The 14905-nt window shown below is 68.7% G+C and carries 19 protein-coding genes; 12 read left to right on the plus strand and 7 right to left on the minus strand.

Going from position 1 to position 14905, the window contains the following annotated elements; genetic code table 11:
* Positions 1-17 precede the first annotated feature (17 nt).
* The 8 genes from AB0L60_RS15330 to AB0L60_RS15365 all read left to right on the plus strand — a co-directional run bounded on the left by AB0L60_RS15330 (position 18) and on the right by AB0L60_RS15365 (position 6576).
* Positions 18-761, plus strand: a complete 744-nt coding sequence (locus AB0L60_RS15330; protein ID WP_364613235.1) for a peptidyl-tRNA hydrolase — start codon at positions 18-20, stop codon at positions 759-761.
* Positions 762-815: 54 nt separating this feature from the next.
* Positions 816-1106, plus strand: a complete 291-nt coding sequence (locus tag AB0L60_RS15335) for a hypothetical protein (protein ID WP_364613238.1) — start codon at positions 816-818, stop codon at positions 1104-1106.
* A 25-nt stretch (positions 1107-1131) separates the two neighbouring features.
* Positions 1132-1965, plus strand: coding sequence for an ABC transporter ATP-binding protein (locus tag AB0L60_RS15340; protein ID WP_364613241.1), 834 nt, complete (start codon positions 1132-1134; stop codon positions 1963-1965).
* Between the two features lie 107 nt (positions 1966-2072).
* A complete protein-coding gene (locus tag AB0L60_RS15345; protein WP_364613244.1) occupies positions 2073-2519 on the plus strand; it encodes a hypothetical protein in 447 nt (148 codons plus the stop codon).
* Between the two features lie 70 nt (positions 2520-2589).
* The gene (locus tag AB0L60_RS15350) at positions 2590-3420 is read left to right on the plus strand and encodes an NUDIX hydrolase (RefSeq protein WP_364613976.1); all 831 of its coding nucleotides are present in this window, start codon (positions 2590-2592) and stop codon (positions 3418-3420) included.
* A gap of 55 nt (positions 3421-3475) precedes the next feature.
* Entirely contained in the window at positions 3476-4243 is a 768-nt protein-coding gene (locus tag AB0L60_RS15355; protein ID WP_364613247.1) for an enoyl-CoA hydratase-related protein, read from the plus strand.
* Between the two features lie 47 nt (positions 4244-4290).
* Complete coding sequence (locus AB0L60_RS15360) at positions 4291-5268, plus strand: class I SAM-dependent methyltransferase (protein WP_364613250.1); 978 nt, start codon at positions 4291-4293, stop codon at positions 5266-5268.
* Positions 5269-5286: 18 nt separating this feature from the next.
* Positions 5287-6576, plus strand: a complete 1290-nt coding sequence (locus tag AB0L60_RS15365) for a class I SAM-dependent methyltransferase (RefSeq protein ID WP_364613253.1) — start codon at positions 5287-5289, stop codon at positions 6574-6576.
* A gap of 33 nt (positions 6577-6609) precedes the next feature.
* On the opposite strand, the gene AB0L60_RS15370 is transcribed toward AB0L60_RS15365, so the two are convergent.
* Together AB0L60_RS15370 and AB0L60_RS15375 are read right to left on the minus strand one after the other, a co-directional pair.
* On the minus strand, positions 6610-7008 hold the full coding sequence (locus tag AB0L60_RS15370) for a PPOX class F420-dependent oxidoreductase (protein ID WP_364613256.1): 399 nt from the start codon (positions 7006-7008) through the stop codon (positions 6610-6612).
* Positions 7009-7019: 11 nt separating this feature from the next.
* Positions 7020-8045 (minus strand): SMP-30/gluconolactonase/LRE family protein, encoded by a 1026-nt coding sequence (locus AB0L60_RS15375; RefSeq protein ID WP_364613259.1) that lies wholly within the window; start codon positions 8043-8045, stop codon positions 7020-7022.
* 98 nt (positions 8046-8143) lie between these two features.
* On the opposite strand from AB0L60_RS15375, the gene AB0L60_RS15380 reads away from it, so the two are divergent.
* Positions 8144-8605 (plus strand): MarR family transcriptional regulator, encoded by a 462-nt coding sequence (locus tag AB0L60_RS15380; RefSeq protein WP_364613262.1) that lies wholly within the window; start codon positions 8144-8146, stop codon positions 8603-8605.
* A gap of 3 nt (positions 8606-8608) precedes the next feature.
* Here AB0L60_RS15380 and AB0L60_RS15385 read toward each other — a convergent pair whose 3' ends face one another.
* Positions 8609-9070 carry a MarR family winged helix-turn-helix transcriptional regulator gene (locus tag AB0L60_RS15385; protein WP_364613265.1) on the minus strand — a complete coding sequence of 154 codons (462 nt, stop codon included), beginning with the start codon at positions 9068-9070 and terminating at the stop codon, positions 8609-8611.
* Positions 9071-9138: 68 nt separating this feature from the next.
* Here AB0L60_RS15385 and AB0L60_RS15390 point away from each other — a divergent pair, with 68 nt between their 5' ends.
* Positions 9139-9573 (plus strand): hypothetical protein, encoded by a 435-nt coding sequence (locus AB0L60_RS15390; protein ID WP_364613268.1) that lies wholly within the window; start codon positions 9139-9141, stop codon positions 9571-9573.
* Between the two features lie 10 nt (positions 9574-9583).
* On the opposite strand, the gene AB0L60_RS15395 is transcribed toward AB0L60_RS15390, so the two are convergent.
* The 4 genes from AB0L60_RS15395 to AB0L60_RS15410 form a co-directional block, all read right to left on the minus strand.
* Positions 9584-10360 (minus strand): MerR family transcriptional regulator, encoded by a 777-nt coding sequence (locus AB0L60_RS15395; protein ID WP_364613271.1) that lies wholly within the window; start codon positions 10358-10360, stop codon positions 9584-9586.
* A 14-nt stretch (positions 10361-10374) separates the two neighbouring features.
* Complete coding sequence (locus tag AB0L60_RS15400) at positions 10375-11136, minus strand: ABC transporter permease (protein ID WP_364613274.1); 762 nt, start codon at positions 11134-11136, stop codon at positions 10375-10377.
* 8 nt (positions 11137-11144) lie between these two features.
* On the minus strand, positions 11145-11963 hold the full coding sequence (locus tag AB0L60_RS15405; RefSeq protein WP_364613277.1) for an ATP-binding cassette domain-containing protein: 819 nt from the start codon (positions 11961-11963) through the stop codon (positions 11145-11147).
* Positions 11964-12084: 121 nt separating this feature from the next.
* Positions 12085-13422 carry a PQQ-binding-like beta-propeller repeat protein gene (locus tag AB0L60_RS15410; protein ID WP_364613280.1) on the minus strand — a complete coding sequence of 446 codons (1338 nt, stop codon included), beginning with the start codon at positions 13420-13422 and terminating at the stop codon, positions 12085-12087.
* 139 nt (positions 13423-13561) lie between these two features.
* Between AB0L60_RS15410 and AB0L60_RS15415 the strand changes: the two genes are divergently transcribed.
* Together AB0L60_RS15415 and AB0L60_RS15420 are read left to right on the plus strand one after the other, a co-directional pair.
* On the plus strand, positions 13562-14308 hold the full coding sequence (locus tag AB0L60_RS15415; RefSeq protein WP_364613283.1) for an acyltransferase: 747 nt from the start codon (positions 13562-13564) through the stop codon (positions 14306-14308).
* A 32-nt stretch (positions 14309-14340) separates the two neighbouring features.
* Positions 14341-14877 carry a DUF1697 domain-containing protein gene (locus AB0L60_RS15420; RefSeq protein ID WP_364613286.1) on the plus strand — a complete coding sequence of 179 codons (537 nt, stop codon included), beginning with the start codon at positions 14341-14343 and terminating at the stop codon, positions 14875-14877.
* Positions 14878-14905: the final 28 nt, after the last annotated feature.

Consider the following 14905-nt stretch of genomic DNA (forward strand, 5'->3'; position numbering starts at 1 on the left):
GTTGTGTAGGAGTGGTTGTGTCGAGCGTCGGATCCACCATCGATGCCGGTTTCGTGGCCAGGCACGCGGAATTGGCCCGGGGGTATGGCGGCGGAGGCGATCCGGCGGACCCGGCACTCGTGCAGGCCATGCAGATGGTGCTGCACATTCCGAAGAACGATCCACCGGCGCGCAGCGCACTTCTGGCAGCCGCCGCCTCGGCGGTGGTGGCGCTGTGCCTCGACGAGCGGGTCGGGCCCGATGGGGAGTGGGAGGAGCGCTATCTGACCTGGAAACGCTCGCGTATTCGCAAGGTGGCGCGGCGGGGGCGCGGGGCGCAGTGGCTGGCGGCGCAGGAAGTCGACGGTGTCACAGTCGATTTCGCGGGTGCGCAGGCGCGGGCGCTGGTGCCGGGACCGGTCGGCGAGGTGGATCCGCGCATCCGGCGCCTCCAGATCAGCGGCACCGAGCTGCCCGTCGAGGAGAAGATCGCAATCGATCCGGAATATCCGGTGCTATGGGTGAACGCGGAACTGGGTATGACTGTGGGGAAGGCCGCGGCACAGGTGGGGCATGCCAGTATGTTGCTGGCAGGCGCTCTGCCGGTGCAGCGGGCGTATGCGTGGGCCGCACAGGGATTCCGGTGCACCGTCGCGGAGGCCGATCCGGGCCTCTGGGCGGAGTTGCAGGGGCGGGTGGCCGAGGGCAGCGCGGTGGCGGTGCGCGATGCCGGTTTCACCGAGGTGGCACCGGGGTCGACGACCGTGATCGCGGTGGCGTAGTGCGGATGTCGCACTAGCGAAACCGGATGGTCGGCGCACTGACCTATATGGGCAGTGCATATCGACTTCCCGGGACGGGTCGGCAAGGATCGATTCACGTTTCCTCGAAAGGAAACCACCGAAATGACAACACTGCTGGTTGTTCTCATCGTGTGGGCGGCGCTCTCGGTCCCGGCGGCACTCATTCTGGCGCGCATGTTCCGGTCCACCCGGGCGGATGCGCGGGACCGCGGGTTGGCGGACCCGGAGCGCGAACCATCGGAATTCGATGATGGCGCACACGAAATCGCTTATCGCCATCGCAATTCCGGAGAGGACACGCACCGAGTTTTCCCACCACGTTGACGAGCGTCCAGGGCGGTGGGCCAAGATGGACCTCGTGCCGCAACCGGATCCCGATCTGCTCATCGATTTCAGCGCCGTCACCGTCCGACGTTCCGGACATACCCTGGTCGGTCCGGTCACCTGGCAGGTGGAACTGGACGAGCGCTGGGTCGTGCTCGGCCCCAACGGCGCCGGCAAGACCTCGCTGCTGCGCATGGCCGCCGCCGAGATGCACCCCACCTCCGGGGTCGCCAACCTGCTCGGCGAGACCCTGGGCCGGGTCGACATCAATGAGCTACGCCCGCGCATCGGCCTGTCCTCGGCCGCCATTGCCAGCCGGGTGCCGCTCGACGAGAAGGTCGCCGACCTGGTGGTCTCGGCCGGCTACGCGGTAATGGGCCGCTGGCGGGAGAGCTACGACGACATGGACACCGACCGGGCCGTCGACATTCTGGAAAGCCTGGGCGCGGAACACCTTTCCGATCGCGCCTACGGGACGCTGTCGGAGGGGGAGCGCAAGCGGGTGCTCATCGCCCGGGCGCTCATGACCGATCCGGAACTGCTGCTGCTCGACGAACCGGCCGCCGGACTGGATCTGGGCGGGCGTGAGGAGCTGGTCGAGCGGCTCGGCGATCTGGCGGCCGATCCGGACGCGCCCGCCACCGTGCTGGTCACCCACCACGTGGAGGAGATTCCGCCGGGCTTCACCCATGGCATGCTCCTCAATGAGGGCAGTGTGGTCGCGCAGGGTCTGCTCACCGATGTGCTGACCTCCGAGAACCTGAGTGACGCGTTCCGCCAGTCGATTCAGCTGGACCGTATCGAGGGGCGCTACTTCGCGCGCCGCAGCCAGCGCTTCGGGCGGCACCGCAACCGCTGAAAGCTGCCTCCCGCAACCTGTCTCGCGAACCGCGGCGCGCTGCGATTGCATCCGCCGCCACCGCCGGGCAAACTATCCGCAACTGCCACGGATGGAGGGAGCTGGCTGTGGGCCGGAGCATCGGCGCCGTCACGATCCTGGCCGTCGCGGTCGTCGCCACCGGCTGTGTGGCCGATCCACCGGCCGCCCAGCGGGTTTCGAATTCGCATGCCGCGGAGACCCTGGGCCGGGCCACGGTCCCGTCGGACCTGAACGGTAGAATGGTGCAGCTCAGCTATGACAGCGGCGCGGGCGGAACCATCGTCTTCTCGGCGGACGGGCGCACCCTGACCTATATCGCCGCCGACACCGGACGCCGGTCGAACACGCCGGTCGCGGTCGCGTCCATTGCGGCCGGCATCTCCCTGGTTACCTGGACCGACGACACCGGCGCGGTGATCAGCCAGGTGCAGGACTATCGGACCGGCAAGGTGGAAGGCACCTGGACCCGGCGCGATGACGCCGGTCGGGCCGTCATCGAAACCCGCACCGGATCAGTCCGTGTGACCGAGTGACCAGCGAACCCGCAGCGCGTGGTATCGCTTAGCCGGGGCAACGGTTATGGTGCGAAAGGTGAGCGAAGCAATGGCCCAGTCCGAATCCCAGCCCGCGGCCGCGCCCGTCAAGGACGCGTCCACGGTCATGCTGGTGCGCGATGGTGCGCACGGGCCCGAGGTGTTCCTGCAGCGTCGAGTGGGTGGCATGGCCTTCGCGGCCGGCATGACCGTCTTCCCCGGCGGCGGCGTCGACCCGTCCGACGCGTCCATCGCACTGGACTGGGCCGGACCCGAACCCGCCTGGTGGGCCGAGCGATTCGGCATCGACGCCGGCCGGGCCCAGGCGCTGGTCTGCGCGGCGGTGCGCGAGACCTTCGAGGAGTGCGGGGTGCTGCTGGCGGGACCGACCGCCGACAGCGTCGTCAGCGACACCGCGGTCTACGCCGAAGCGCGCGGTCAGCTGGAACGCCGCGACCTGTCCTTCGCCGAATTCCTCACCCGCGAGAACCTGGTGCTGCGCGCCGACCTGCTGCGCCCGTGGGACAACTGGATCACCCCGGTGATCGAGCCGCGCCGCTACGACACCCGCTTCTTCGTCGCGGTGCTGCCGGAGGGTCAGCTCGCCGACGGGGCCACCTCCGAGGCCGAGGTGGTCGCCTGGTGCACCCCCGCCGAGGCCATCGGCCGCTGGCGCGAGGGCGTGGACGTGCTGCTGCCGCCGACCTGGACCCAGCTCACGGCGCTGAACGAATTCGCCTCTACCGCCGAGATTCTCGCGGCCGGCCGGGACATCACCCCGATCATGCCGGTGTACGACCCGTCGGGCGGCGGTCCGGCGCTGGCGTTCCCGCACGCCGACCGCTACTTCGCCGAGCTGCCCGACAATTCGCGTATCCGCGGTTCGCAGCGCGCCGAGTAGTGCTCGCCCGGGCGGGGCGTCCCGGTGCCCGGGGTCCGAAGTAGGGTGATCGGCTGTGGCCGAATTCGTGACCGTGGACCGGGGTGCGGCGGAGCATGTCGCCGTGCTCCGCATCGCACGCCCGCCGATGAATCTGATCGATCTCCAGGTGGCGCTGGAGGTGGCGGCGGCCGCCGAGGAGATCGCGGCCGACGCATCGATCGCGGCCGTGGTGGTCTACGGCGACGAGCGGGTGTTCTCCGCCGGTGACGAACTGGCCGAACTGGCCCGGCTCACCCCCGAGCAGGCGCAGGCCCTGGCCGGCGACTTCCAGTCGGCGCTGGGCTGCCTGGCCCGGCTGCCGCAGCCGACCGTGGCCGCCATCAGCGGATACGCCCTCGGCGCTGGGCTGGAGCTGGCCCTGGCCGCGGACCGCCGCATCATCGGCGACAACGTGAAACTGGGCCTGCCGCAGATCAAGGCCGGGCTGATCCCGCTCGCCGGTATCCGCCGGTTGAGCCTGCTGATCGGCCCCTCGCACGCCAAGGATCTGGTGTTCAGCGGCCGGTTCGTGGATCCTGACGAGGCCGCGGCGCTCGGGCTGGTCGACGAGGTGGTCGCGCCCGACGATGTGTTCGCCGCCGCTCTGCGCTGGGCGAAGCAGTTCACCGACGGTCCGCGCGCGGCCCTGGCTGCGGCCAAGCGGGTGTTCGAGGCGGGCACGCACGGCCACGATCGGGCGCGTCGTGAGTGGGCGGATCTGTTCGGCACCGAAGATCAGCAGGTTGGAACACGTTCTTATTCGGTCGACGGTCCGGATGCGACCCGGTTCACTGGCCGTTAAGCAGCCCGATAACACCGTTCACCGGGGTATTCATTAGGCTGCCCTGCATGACAGTTGGTCCTGAAGACCCCGCGCCGAACCCGCACGCCACCGAGGCGGAGGTCCAGGCCGCGTATAGCGACAACAAGCTCGCCCAGGTCCTGTATCACGACTGGGAAGCCGAGACCTACGACGACAAGTGGTCCATCTCCTACGACGAACGCTGCATCGAGTACGCGCGCGGCCGCTTCGACGCCGTCGCCCCGAGCGCCGAGCTGCCCTACGACCGGGCGCTCGAACTCGGCTGCGGCACCGGCTTCTTCCTGCTGAACCTGATGCAGGCGGGCGTCGCCAAGCGCGGCTCGGTCACCGATCTGTCCCCCGGCATGGTCAAGGTCGCCACCCGCAACGGCCAGCACCTGGGCCTGGACGTGGACGGCCGGGTCGCCGACGCCGAGACCATCCCCTACGAGGACGACACCTTCGACCTCGTCGTGGGCCACGCCGTGCTGCACCACATCCCGGATGTGGAGCTGGCGCTCAAGGAGTGCCTGCGCGTGCTGAAGCCGGGCGGCCGGTTCGTGTTCGCGGGTGAGCCGACCACCATCGGCAACCTCTACGCCCGCAAGCTGGGCCAGGTCACCTGGAAGATCACCACCGAGATCACCAAGCTGCCGTTCCTCAGCGACTGGCGTCGCCCGCAGGAGGAGCTCGACGAGTCCTCCCGCGCCGCCGCCCTCGAGGCCGTCGTCGACCTGCACACCTTCGACCCGTCCGACCTCGAGCGCATGGCCCGCAGCGCCGGCGCCGTCGAGGTGCAGGCCAAGACCGAGGAATTCGCCGCCGCCCTGTGGGGCTGGCCGGTGCGCACCTTCGAGGCCGCCGTCCCGGACGAGAAGCTGACCTGGCGCTACCGCATGGCCCAGTACAAGGCGTGGCTGGCGTTCTCGGCCCTCGACGAGAAGGTGCTGCGCCATGTGGTGCCCCGCCAGTTCTTCTACAACGCCATGATCACCGGCGTGAAGCCCGCCGCCTCCGCCAAGTAGGCCGGTCCACGAATCCCCGTGGGCTACGCCTTCTCTCGCGCTGATATCGCCTACCTCGCCAGTCCGGCCGGCGCGGCCGCCCTGGCCGAGGTAGGCGATTTCGCGCTCACCCCCGCCTCGCTTCTGAAGGACCTGGAGCGCCTCCGCCGTGACCACGGCGACCACGCCCCCGCCCTCGTGGAAACGGTCCGCCTGCGCCGCCGTGCGACAGCCAAACTCGACGGCGCAGGGGAGTGGTTCTTCACCGACGACGCCCTACAGCAGGCCACCCCGTCGGCCGTAGCTCGCCACCGCGCACAGCGCTTGGCCGGTCGCACGGTCCACGATGTCACCTGCTCCATCGGCGCGGAATTGGCCGCCCTGGCCGAGGTCTGCCCCGCCGTGATCGGCAGCGACCTCGACGACGTACGTCTCGCGATGGCTCGGCACAATCTCGGTGTGCCGCTGGTGAATTCCCGCTCGGACGGCGATGCGATCCACCACGGGGATGCCAGCATGGCTGGGCAGGGACGTGGCACCTCGTCGACGATCGGCAGCGTATCCACTGCGGCGCTCACCGGGGCGGCGGCGCGAAATGTGGTGCTGGTCAAGGCGGATGCGCTGGTGCCGTGCAGTACCGCCGAGGTCGTGATCGCGGATCCGGCGCGGCGGGCGGATGGGCGGCGGACGCATGATCCGGCGAAGCTGCAGCCGCCGCTGCCGGATCTGCTGGCGGCGTATACCGGACGGGAGCTGGCCGTGAAGTGTGCTCCCGGACTGGATTTCGACAAGCTCGGGTGGGCGGGGGAGATCGAAGTCGTCTCGCTCGACGGGGCGGTGCGGGAAGCCTGCCTGTGGTCACCGGGTTTGGCGGAGCCGGGTGTGACCCGCCGTGCGACCGTGCTCTCGTCCACTGCCGCGCCCTGGACACTCACCGATGCCGACCCGGACGATATCCCCGAGCGTGAGCCGGGGGAGTGGATCATCGACCCGGACGGGGCGGTCGTCCGTGCGGGGCTGGTGCGGCACTACGCCGCGAAACACGGACTGTGGCAGCTGGATCCGCGCATTGCCTACGTAACCGGTGACCATGTTCCGGAGGGTGTGCGGGGGTTCCGGGTGCTCGACCGCATGGAATTCCGGGAGAAGGCGCTACGGGCCGAGTTGCATCGTCGCGACTGCGGTCCGCTGGAGATCCTCGCGCGTGGCGTCGATATCGACCCGGATGCGCTCCGTGCCCGGCTCAAACCGCGAGGCTCCCGGCCACATACGCTGGTCGTCACCCGGATCGGCAGGGCGGCAACGGTTTTCCTCTGCGCCACGCCCTGACGCGGCGTCCCCGCCCCGGTAGCTCGCGCTGTGTCAGCCCTGATGGCTGACGTGCGTTGGCCGCATGACGAGGACAACGCGGTGCGGATGGTCGCGGACCGGCTTGTCGTAGGCCAGGCCGTACCGCTGCGCCAGGACGTCGAAGAACTCGCCCTCGGGGTCGGCGTCGATGCGCTCGATGACGCCGCGCACCTCGAGGTAGCGGTAGGGAGCCTCGGGATCGTTGATGCTCACCGCCACGTGCGGGTCTCGAGACGTATTGCGGTGCTTGGCGCGAGTGGTGGTCGTGGTGAAGCGCAGGAACTCACCGTCCCAGATCTGCCAGACCGGAGTGACCTGCGGGGTGCCGTCCGGATTCAGGGTGGCCAGGTGCGCGAACAGCGGGCGGGTCAGCAGGTCGGTGTACTTCTCGGGAATGACGGGGTGGGTCACGGTGTGCTCCTTCAGAGTTGGGAGATCTCGACGATGCGGAAGCCGGCGGGGACGCCGTCGCCGTAGGGGCCGTTCTTGTCGAACTGGGAAACCGTGACCAGTGCGTGGCCGCCGGTGTGCACGATCGAGGTGGGGATGTCGAGCGCGGGGTCGGTGACGCGGTGCTGCAGTTCGGCTTTCGCGCCGTCGTCGCCGAGCCGCCAGCGGGACACGGCGTTCCCCTTGTTGTGCACCACCCACAGGGTGTCGCCGCGTAGTTCGAGGCCGTCGCCGTCGAGCGCGTCGCCGCCGGTGCGCACGATCCGTTGCACGGTCGGCCGCGGTCCGGTCGGGACCCGGTAGAGGTCGCCGTTGGTCATGTCGACCACGATCAGATACCGGCCCGCGTCGTCGGCGGCAATGCCGTTGAGGGTCATGGGATTCCGCGCGGCCGGGTCCTTGGCCGCGCCGAGGTCGAGGTAGACCCGCAGTTCGCCGCCGTGCCCGTCGTGCGCGAGCGCGTCGGCGAGCTGGTCCGGTCCGATGTGGTAGACCACGTTCCGCACGCTGTCGGTGACGTAGACGCTGCCGTCCGGGGTGATGGCGAGATCATTGACGAACGGCTGCCCGGCGGCCGGGACGTCGAAGCGGGCGAGCAGGGCGCGAGTCCCGGTGTCGTACACCGTGATTCCCTCGGTGTGGTCGATCACCCAGAGCCGCCCGGCGGCATCGACCTTCACGCCGTTGGCGGTGCGGCGTCCGTCGGCGCCCGCGGCCAGGAAGGTCTCGGCCGCGGTCGTGCCCGGCGTGGCCCGGTAGATCGCGCCGGTGAGGAATGAGCTCGCGTACACGTCGCCGGTGCGCGGATCGACGGTGATGCTCTCCGGATACGCGCGCTCGGGCAGGTCGTACGCGGTGGTGATGCGGTCGGGCACCGGGGTGTCGTGGTCGGGCGCGGCGCCCGGCGTCGCCGCGTCGCCGGTGCTGCACGCCGCCAATGCCAGCAGCAGCGCCGCCGTCACCGCGGGTGCGGCCCAGCGGCGAATCGGGTGGGACATGGTTCGTGCCTTTCGATCCCGGTGGACAGAGATGACATCTGAGTGCGAGAGCGAAGATAGATTAGAACTCTAATGATCGTCAAGGCTCGAATAACTGCATGAGCTATCATGCCGGGGTGACGTCGATGCCGGTCGAAGAACGCCTGGGGACCTTCATCAAGCGCGCCGAACAGGCGCTGATGGGTGCGAAGAACGCCGCCCTCAAACCCGCGGGCGTGACGATTCCGCAGTACGCGGCCCTCTACGTGCTCAGTGAGAACCCGGGCATTTCGGCGGCCGAGCTGGCCCGGCGCTGCGGCGTCACGCCGCCCACCATGAACACGGTGCTCACCAATCTGCGCGAGCGCGGCCTCATCGAGCGCACACCGCACGCCTGGCACCGCAATGTGCTCGAGACCCGGCTCACCGAGGAGGGCCGCGCCGTCATGCATGCCGCCGACAAGCGGGCGGTCCCGGTCGAACGCGCGCTGGCCGCGGAGTTCACCGATGCCGAGCGCGAGGCGCTCATGTCCATGCTCGAGCGTGCGGCCACCCTGCTCGATTCGGTGCGGCCGGACTGATCGCTAACGGTCCCTGACGGCGCCGAAGTCGGCGACGAATCTGGTGAGTAGCCGGGCGAATTCGGTGCGGTCACGATCGCCCCACGCCGCGGTCGCCTCGGCGAAGACGGCCTGGCGATTGGCGTGGGCGCGGTTCAGTGCGGTCTGCGCGGCGGGCGTCAGGTGCAGGTGGATGCGGCGCGCGTCGTGCTGGTCGGCACGGCGTTCCAGCAGGCCCTCGGTGACCGCGCGCGCGACCAGGCGGCTGGCGCGGGGCTGATCCACGCCCAGCGCGGTCGCGATGTCGGTGACGGTGGCCTCCCCCTCGCGCGCCTCAACCGCATCGAGCACGCCGAAGAGGGTCGGATCGACGGCCGGTCCGCCCTCGCGGGCCGCGAATCTATTGAGCGCACGCCGGGTCTGGCTGCGCCGGATGGTCACCATGGCGCGCTCGATGGCGACGATCGCGGGGTCGTTGTCCTTCACCCTTGCCATCGTACAGTTACTTGCTAAAGTACATGTATATGTAATGTGACAACTAATTGGAGAATGCCATGACCGACACCCCGAAGCCGATCGGCTACTGGTTCAAGCACATCGACAAGACACTCGAAGAGAACTTCGCCGCCCTGCTCGCCACCGAGGGCCTGCTGCGCCGCCACTGGCAGATCATGCACACCCTCTCCGGTGGCGCACTCGACGCGAGCGGGCTCGATGTGGCCCTCTCGCCGTTCCTGAACGCCCAGGACCCCACGGCCGCACCATATGTCGGCACACTGCTCGACCGCGGCTGGGTCGTACGCGATGCCGCGGGTACCTACGCCCTCACCGTCGAGGGCATCGGCGCGCACGCGAAACTGCTGGAGCGCATCGGGATTCAACGTACGGCGGCGACCGAGGGCCTCAGCGCCGACGATTACCGCACGCTGCTCGATCTGCTGAAGCGCGTCTCGGCTAACGTCGACGCGTTCGCCCTGACATTGCGGTAGCCGGCGCCGGTCACGGGTGCGGCGGCACCCGCTCGACCCGGGTCCAGCCCTTCCAGCCCCGCTCCGCCAGGATCGCCATGAGCCGTCCGGCGACCGGTGAGGTCTCGAGCATGGTCGTGTCCAGCAGGTCGACGAAATGATCGTCCATCAGGTCGCTGAATCGGCCGCCGCCCCCGCCGGTCGTCGTCGCGTGAATCATCAAGCGCTCCAGGATGTCCGCGACATCGACGATCCGCGGGTCCTCGACCGTCCAGTCGAGCGCGCCACTCAGCAGCTGGTAGAGCCGCACCATGTCGGGGTTGTTCAGCTCCTCGTGCTTCCTGGCGATCACGGCGTCGATCAGATCGGGTACCTGAGCGGCGATCATGATCCACCCGTCCCGCTCCAGCTCGATATACCGTTCCTCGACCCCCAGGCCCCGCAGCCGATCGAGGTAATCGACCACGCTCTGCGGCAATGCCAGCTGCTCCCCGGCGGCCAGCTTGGCCAGCCGCTGCCGAGTCCCTTGCAACCGCCGGATCTCGGCGCGTAACTCCTTGTCGATCGCCCGGACGCCTTCGGTGAACTCCTCCGGGTCGGCGTCGAGTAGTTCCTGCACGCGCGCCAGCGGCACCCCCGCGGCGGCGAGGGTGTGGATCCGGATCAGCCGCACCACCGCGGCCGCGTCGTAGGTCCGGTAGCCGGAATGGTCACGCTCCGGCTCCGGCAGCAGCCCGATGCGGTGGTAGTGGCGGACCGCCCGCACCGTCACCCCCGCGTAGGCGGCCAGCCTGCTGATGGTGAGCATGGCTTCAGCCTGCCTCAGGCGATCTTCCGGCGGTAGGTGATCATCGCGAATCCATAGGCCACGACCAGGATTCCGGCGCACCAGGCGAGCGCCGTCCAGGCACTGTCGCCGACCGGCTGCTGGGCGAACAGAGCGCGGATCGTATTCACGATCGACGTCACCGGCTGGTGCTCGGCGAACCAGCGCACCGGCCCGGGCATACCCGCGGTGGGCACGAACGCCGAGCTCACGAACGGCAGGAAGATGAGCGGGTAGGAGAACGCGCCCGCCCCCTCGACCGACCCCGCCGACAGGCCGGGGATCACCGCGAGCCAGGTCAACGCCAGGGTGAACAGGATCAGAATCCCGGCGACCGCGAGCCACGCCGCCACTCCGGCGCCCGAGCGGAACCCCATGAGCAGCGCCACGCCCACCACGATCACGAGCGAGATCAGGTTGGCGATCAGCGATGTCAGCACATGCGCCCACAGCACGCCCGACCGGGCGATCGGCATCGACTGGAAGCGCTCGAAGATCCCGCTCTTGATGTCCATGAACAGCCGGAACGCGGTGTAGGAGATGCCCGATGCGATCGTGATGAGCAGGATGCCGGGCAGCATGTAGTCCACGTATTTTTCCGAGCCCGTGTTGATCGCGCCGCCGAACACATAGACGAAAAGCAGCATCATGGCGATCGGCACGATCGCGGTGGTGATGATGGTATCGGGGCTGCGGGTGACATGCCGCAGGGTCCGGCCCGTGAGTGCGGCGGTGTCGCCGAAGAAGTAGGAGGGCATCGTCTTTCCTAACGGTTCGTGTCAGCGATGGAGTTCGCGCCGGCGACGTCGGTCTCGGCGTCGTCGCCGATGATCGCGAGGAAGATCTGCTCGAGTGTCGGCCGCTTCTCGACGTACTCGACGGTGGCGGGCGGGAGCAGTCGCTCGAGTTCGCCGAGCGTGCCGTTCGCGATGATCCGGCCCCGGTGCAGGATCGCGATCCGGTCGGCCAATTGTTCGGCCTCGTCGAGGTATTGGGTGGTGAGCAGTACCGTCGTGCCGTGGCCGGCGAGCTCCTCGATCGTCTGCCACACCTCGAGGCGCGCCTCCGGATCGAGTCCGGTCGTCGGCTCGTCCAGGAAGATCACCGGCGGATTCCCGATGAGGCTCATGGCGATATCCAGGCGGCGGCGCATCCCGCCCGAATAGGTGGACACCTTCCGCCCGCCGGCGTCGGTCAGCGAGAAACGCGCGAGCAGGTCATCCGCGATCGCGCCGGGTTGCGCGAGATGGCGCAGCCGGGCGACGAGCACGAGATTCTCCCGCCCGCTGAGGATCTCGTCGACGGCCGCGAACTGCCCGGTGAGGCTGAAGGATTCGCGCACTTCGGCCGGTTGGGTGGCGACGTCGAAACCGTTGACGTCGACGGTTCCCGCGTCGGCCTTCAGTAGCGTGGCCAGGATCCGCACGGTCGTGGTCTTGCCCGACCCGTTGGAGCCGAGCAGCGCGAAGATGCTGCCCCGCTCCACGTCGAAGTCCACGCCCCGCAGCACTTCGAGCTGTCCGTACGACTTCTCGAGACCCCGCACCCGGATGGCCGGGGCGTGGGCCGTTTCGGCCGTTGTCATCGTTCTTCTCCATCCCGGAGCTGTTCCGGTCGTTCCGGGAGGCTCCTGGCACCAGGATGGAGGGTTGACCCAGCGTCAGGGTCAAGCCGGACACGGTGTCACTTCTCGGGTTTACGCGGTGTCACTTCTCGGGTTTGAAGACGAACAGCTCGCCGATGCGGGTGGTCACCACGACCTCGCCCTGATCGCCCACGGCGGTGGCCACGGTCGTGCCCTCCGCGCCGGGCAGCTCGTTCGACTGCACCGTGGCGCCGGTCTTCGTGTCGAAGGTGACCAGCGTCAGTTTGTCGCCGATCGGCGCGACCGTGTACCCGGTCCCGCCGGCCGTCTGCACCGGCCGCCCGCGCAGCTCCAGATCCTTACGCTCCCAGGCGATCTCGGCGCTGCTCCCCCGATCGCGCAGCGCGACCAGATGCCCCTCGTCGCCGGCGGGGACCAGCAGTCCGTCGGCCACCGAGATGCCGCCGCGCGCCGGGAAACCCAGATCCTGCACCCATTTGGTGTGCCCGGTGGCGGCGTCCACGGCCATCAGCCGGTTGGTGTTGTCGCCGACGTACACCGTGGACCCGTCGGCCGACAGCGCCGGGCTGGTGGCGCTGCCCTGTTCGAGCAGCTGCGCGGTCCAGTCGACGTGAACGTCCTTGCCGCCGTAGGTGAGTGCGATCAGTGCGGCCGCCTTGTCGCCCGGCTTCCACACCGTCGCGTAGAAGCGCCCCGACTTCTGGTCCACCGCAGACACATTCGCGATCGGGCACTGTGGCCCGCCGGTCGCGCAGTCCTCCAGGCCCTGCCGGTCGGGCGGTCGGATCAGCGACGGGTTGGTCAGGAAGTCGGGCTCGCCGAGCAGCTGGAAGGTGGACACCTGCCGATCGCCGGTCTGCCGGCTGAGCACGTCCACCTGCCCGGACTGGGTCACCGACAGGACATTTCCGTCACCGGTGAACTGCACCGACACCGGTGTCCCGGCTGCCTGGGTGCGCCAGCGCGGCTGCCCGAGATTGTTGAAGGAGTTCACCGCGCCGTCGTCGCCGACGTACACGTTGCCGACGCCGTCCACCGCGGAGCCGCCGTCGACAGCGCTGGGACCCATCGGATTGCAGAACCGCTTGCGCCCGGTCGGCATCTGGAACGAGACAATACTGCAGGCATTGGCGCGGGTGGTGACGTACAGCTGCCCGTCGCCGCCGATGGTCACCGGCTGCGCGACCGGACCGCCCACGGGCCGAGACCAATTCAGCGCCAGCTTCCGCGACCCGGTGACTGGACTCGACCCGCTGTTGTGCGCGTCGCGGAAGGCCAGCGGCCACCCCTTGCCCGGGCCCACGCCGATATCGTCGACCTTGGTGCTGCCGTACGCGCACGCGGTCAGCGTGAACAGCCCGGCGCTCGCCAGGGCCAGCACCTTCGCCCCGGTGCGGGTGCGTCGTTCACGTCCGGTCCGCCGCCTGCCGTTTCGCACCTGCTGGTGTCCCTTCTGCCAGTACGGAAGTCTTTAGTTTCTCGCCGGGCCGCTACAGCCGGAGCACAGCCTACTTTCACGCCCTGTGAAGGGGGCGGATACCCTCGTTGAAACGACCGGTGAACACAGGGAGTAGTTCGTGACGAGCATGTGGGGCGCACCGTTGCGCTCGCGTTGGCGGGGGTCGCGCCGCCGTGATCCGGAGCAGGCGCGTTTCCTCACCCCTGCGTCCCTCAAGTGGGTTCTCGCCAATCGCGCCTACACGCCCTGGTATCTGGTGCGCTACTACCGGCTGTTCAAGTTCAAGATGTCCAATCCGCACGTGGTCTTGCGCGGCATGGTCTTCCTGGGCCGCAGGGTCGAAATCCACGCCACCCCGGAACTGGGCCGGCTGGAGATCGGCCGCTGGGTGCACATCGGCGACGGTAATGCCATTCGCTGCCATGAGGGTTCACTGCGCATCGGCGACAAGGTGGTGTTCGGCAAGGACAATGTCGTCAACACCTACCTCGATATCGAGATCGGCGAATCCACCCTGGTCGCCGACTGGTGCTACATCTGCGACTTCGACCATGTCACCGACGACATCAACCTGCCCATCAAGGACCAGGGCATCGTGAAGTCCCCGGTGCGCATCGGCCCCGACACCTGGATCGCCGCGAAGGTCACCGTGCTGCGCTCCACCCGGGTCGGCCGCGGCTGCGTGCTGGGCGCGCACGCCGTCGTCAAGGGCGACTACCCCGACTACTCCATCTGCGTCGGCGCTCCCGCCCGGGCGGTCAAGAACCGCAAGGACACCTGGGACGCCGCTGCCGAGGCCCGTGCCGCCCACATGGCGGCGCTCGCCGACATCGAACGCAAGAAGAGCGGCATCGCCGCGTCCTGACGCTGTCACCCCGCGCAGGTAGGTTCACGGCCATGCACCAGTACGCCGCCTTCCTGCGCGGGATCATGCCGACCAACCCCAACATGCGCGGCGAGAAACTGCGCGGTGTATTCGAGGGTCTCGGGTTCGCAAGAGTGAGCACCTTGCTGGCCAGCGGCAATGTCGTCTTCCGGTCCGACGACACGAACGTGCCCGCCCTGGAATCGAAGATCCAGCAGGCCTTGACCGCCGAACTGGGCATCCCCGGCGGCACCCTGATCCGCAGCCGCGCCCAACTCCAGGCGCTGGTCGACTCCGATCCCTTCGCGGGCCTCACCCACGGCCGCGAAACCTATCTGACGGTCACCTTCGTCCGTGAGCACCCGAAGTCCATCCCCGACTTCCCCGAGGATTCCCCGGTCCGCGTCGTCCGCTACGACAAGCCCGCCGCCGCACTGCTCACCGTCATCGACAACACCGACCCCAGCACCACCGGCTTCATGGCCACCATCGAGAAGGCCTGGGGCAAGGACATGACCACCCGCACCTACCTCACCGTCCAGAAGGCCCTGAAAAAGATGGATGCCTGACCGCGTGCGGTCAGGCATCCAAGGAGTC

The organism is Nocardia sp. NPDC051981 (assembly GCF_040680715.1).
In the GTDB taxonomy this organism is placed as follows: Bacteria; Actinomycetota; Actinomycetes; order Mycobacteriales; family Mycobacteriaceae; genus Nocardia.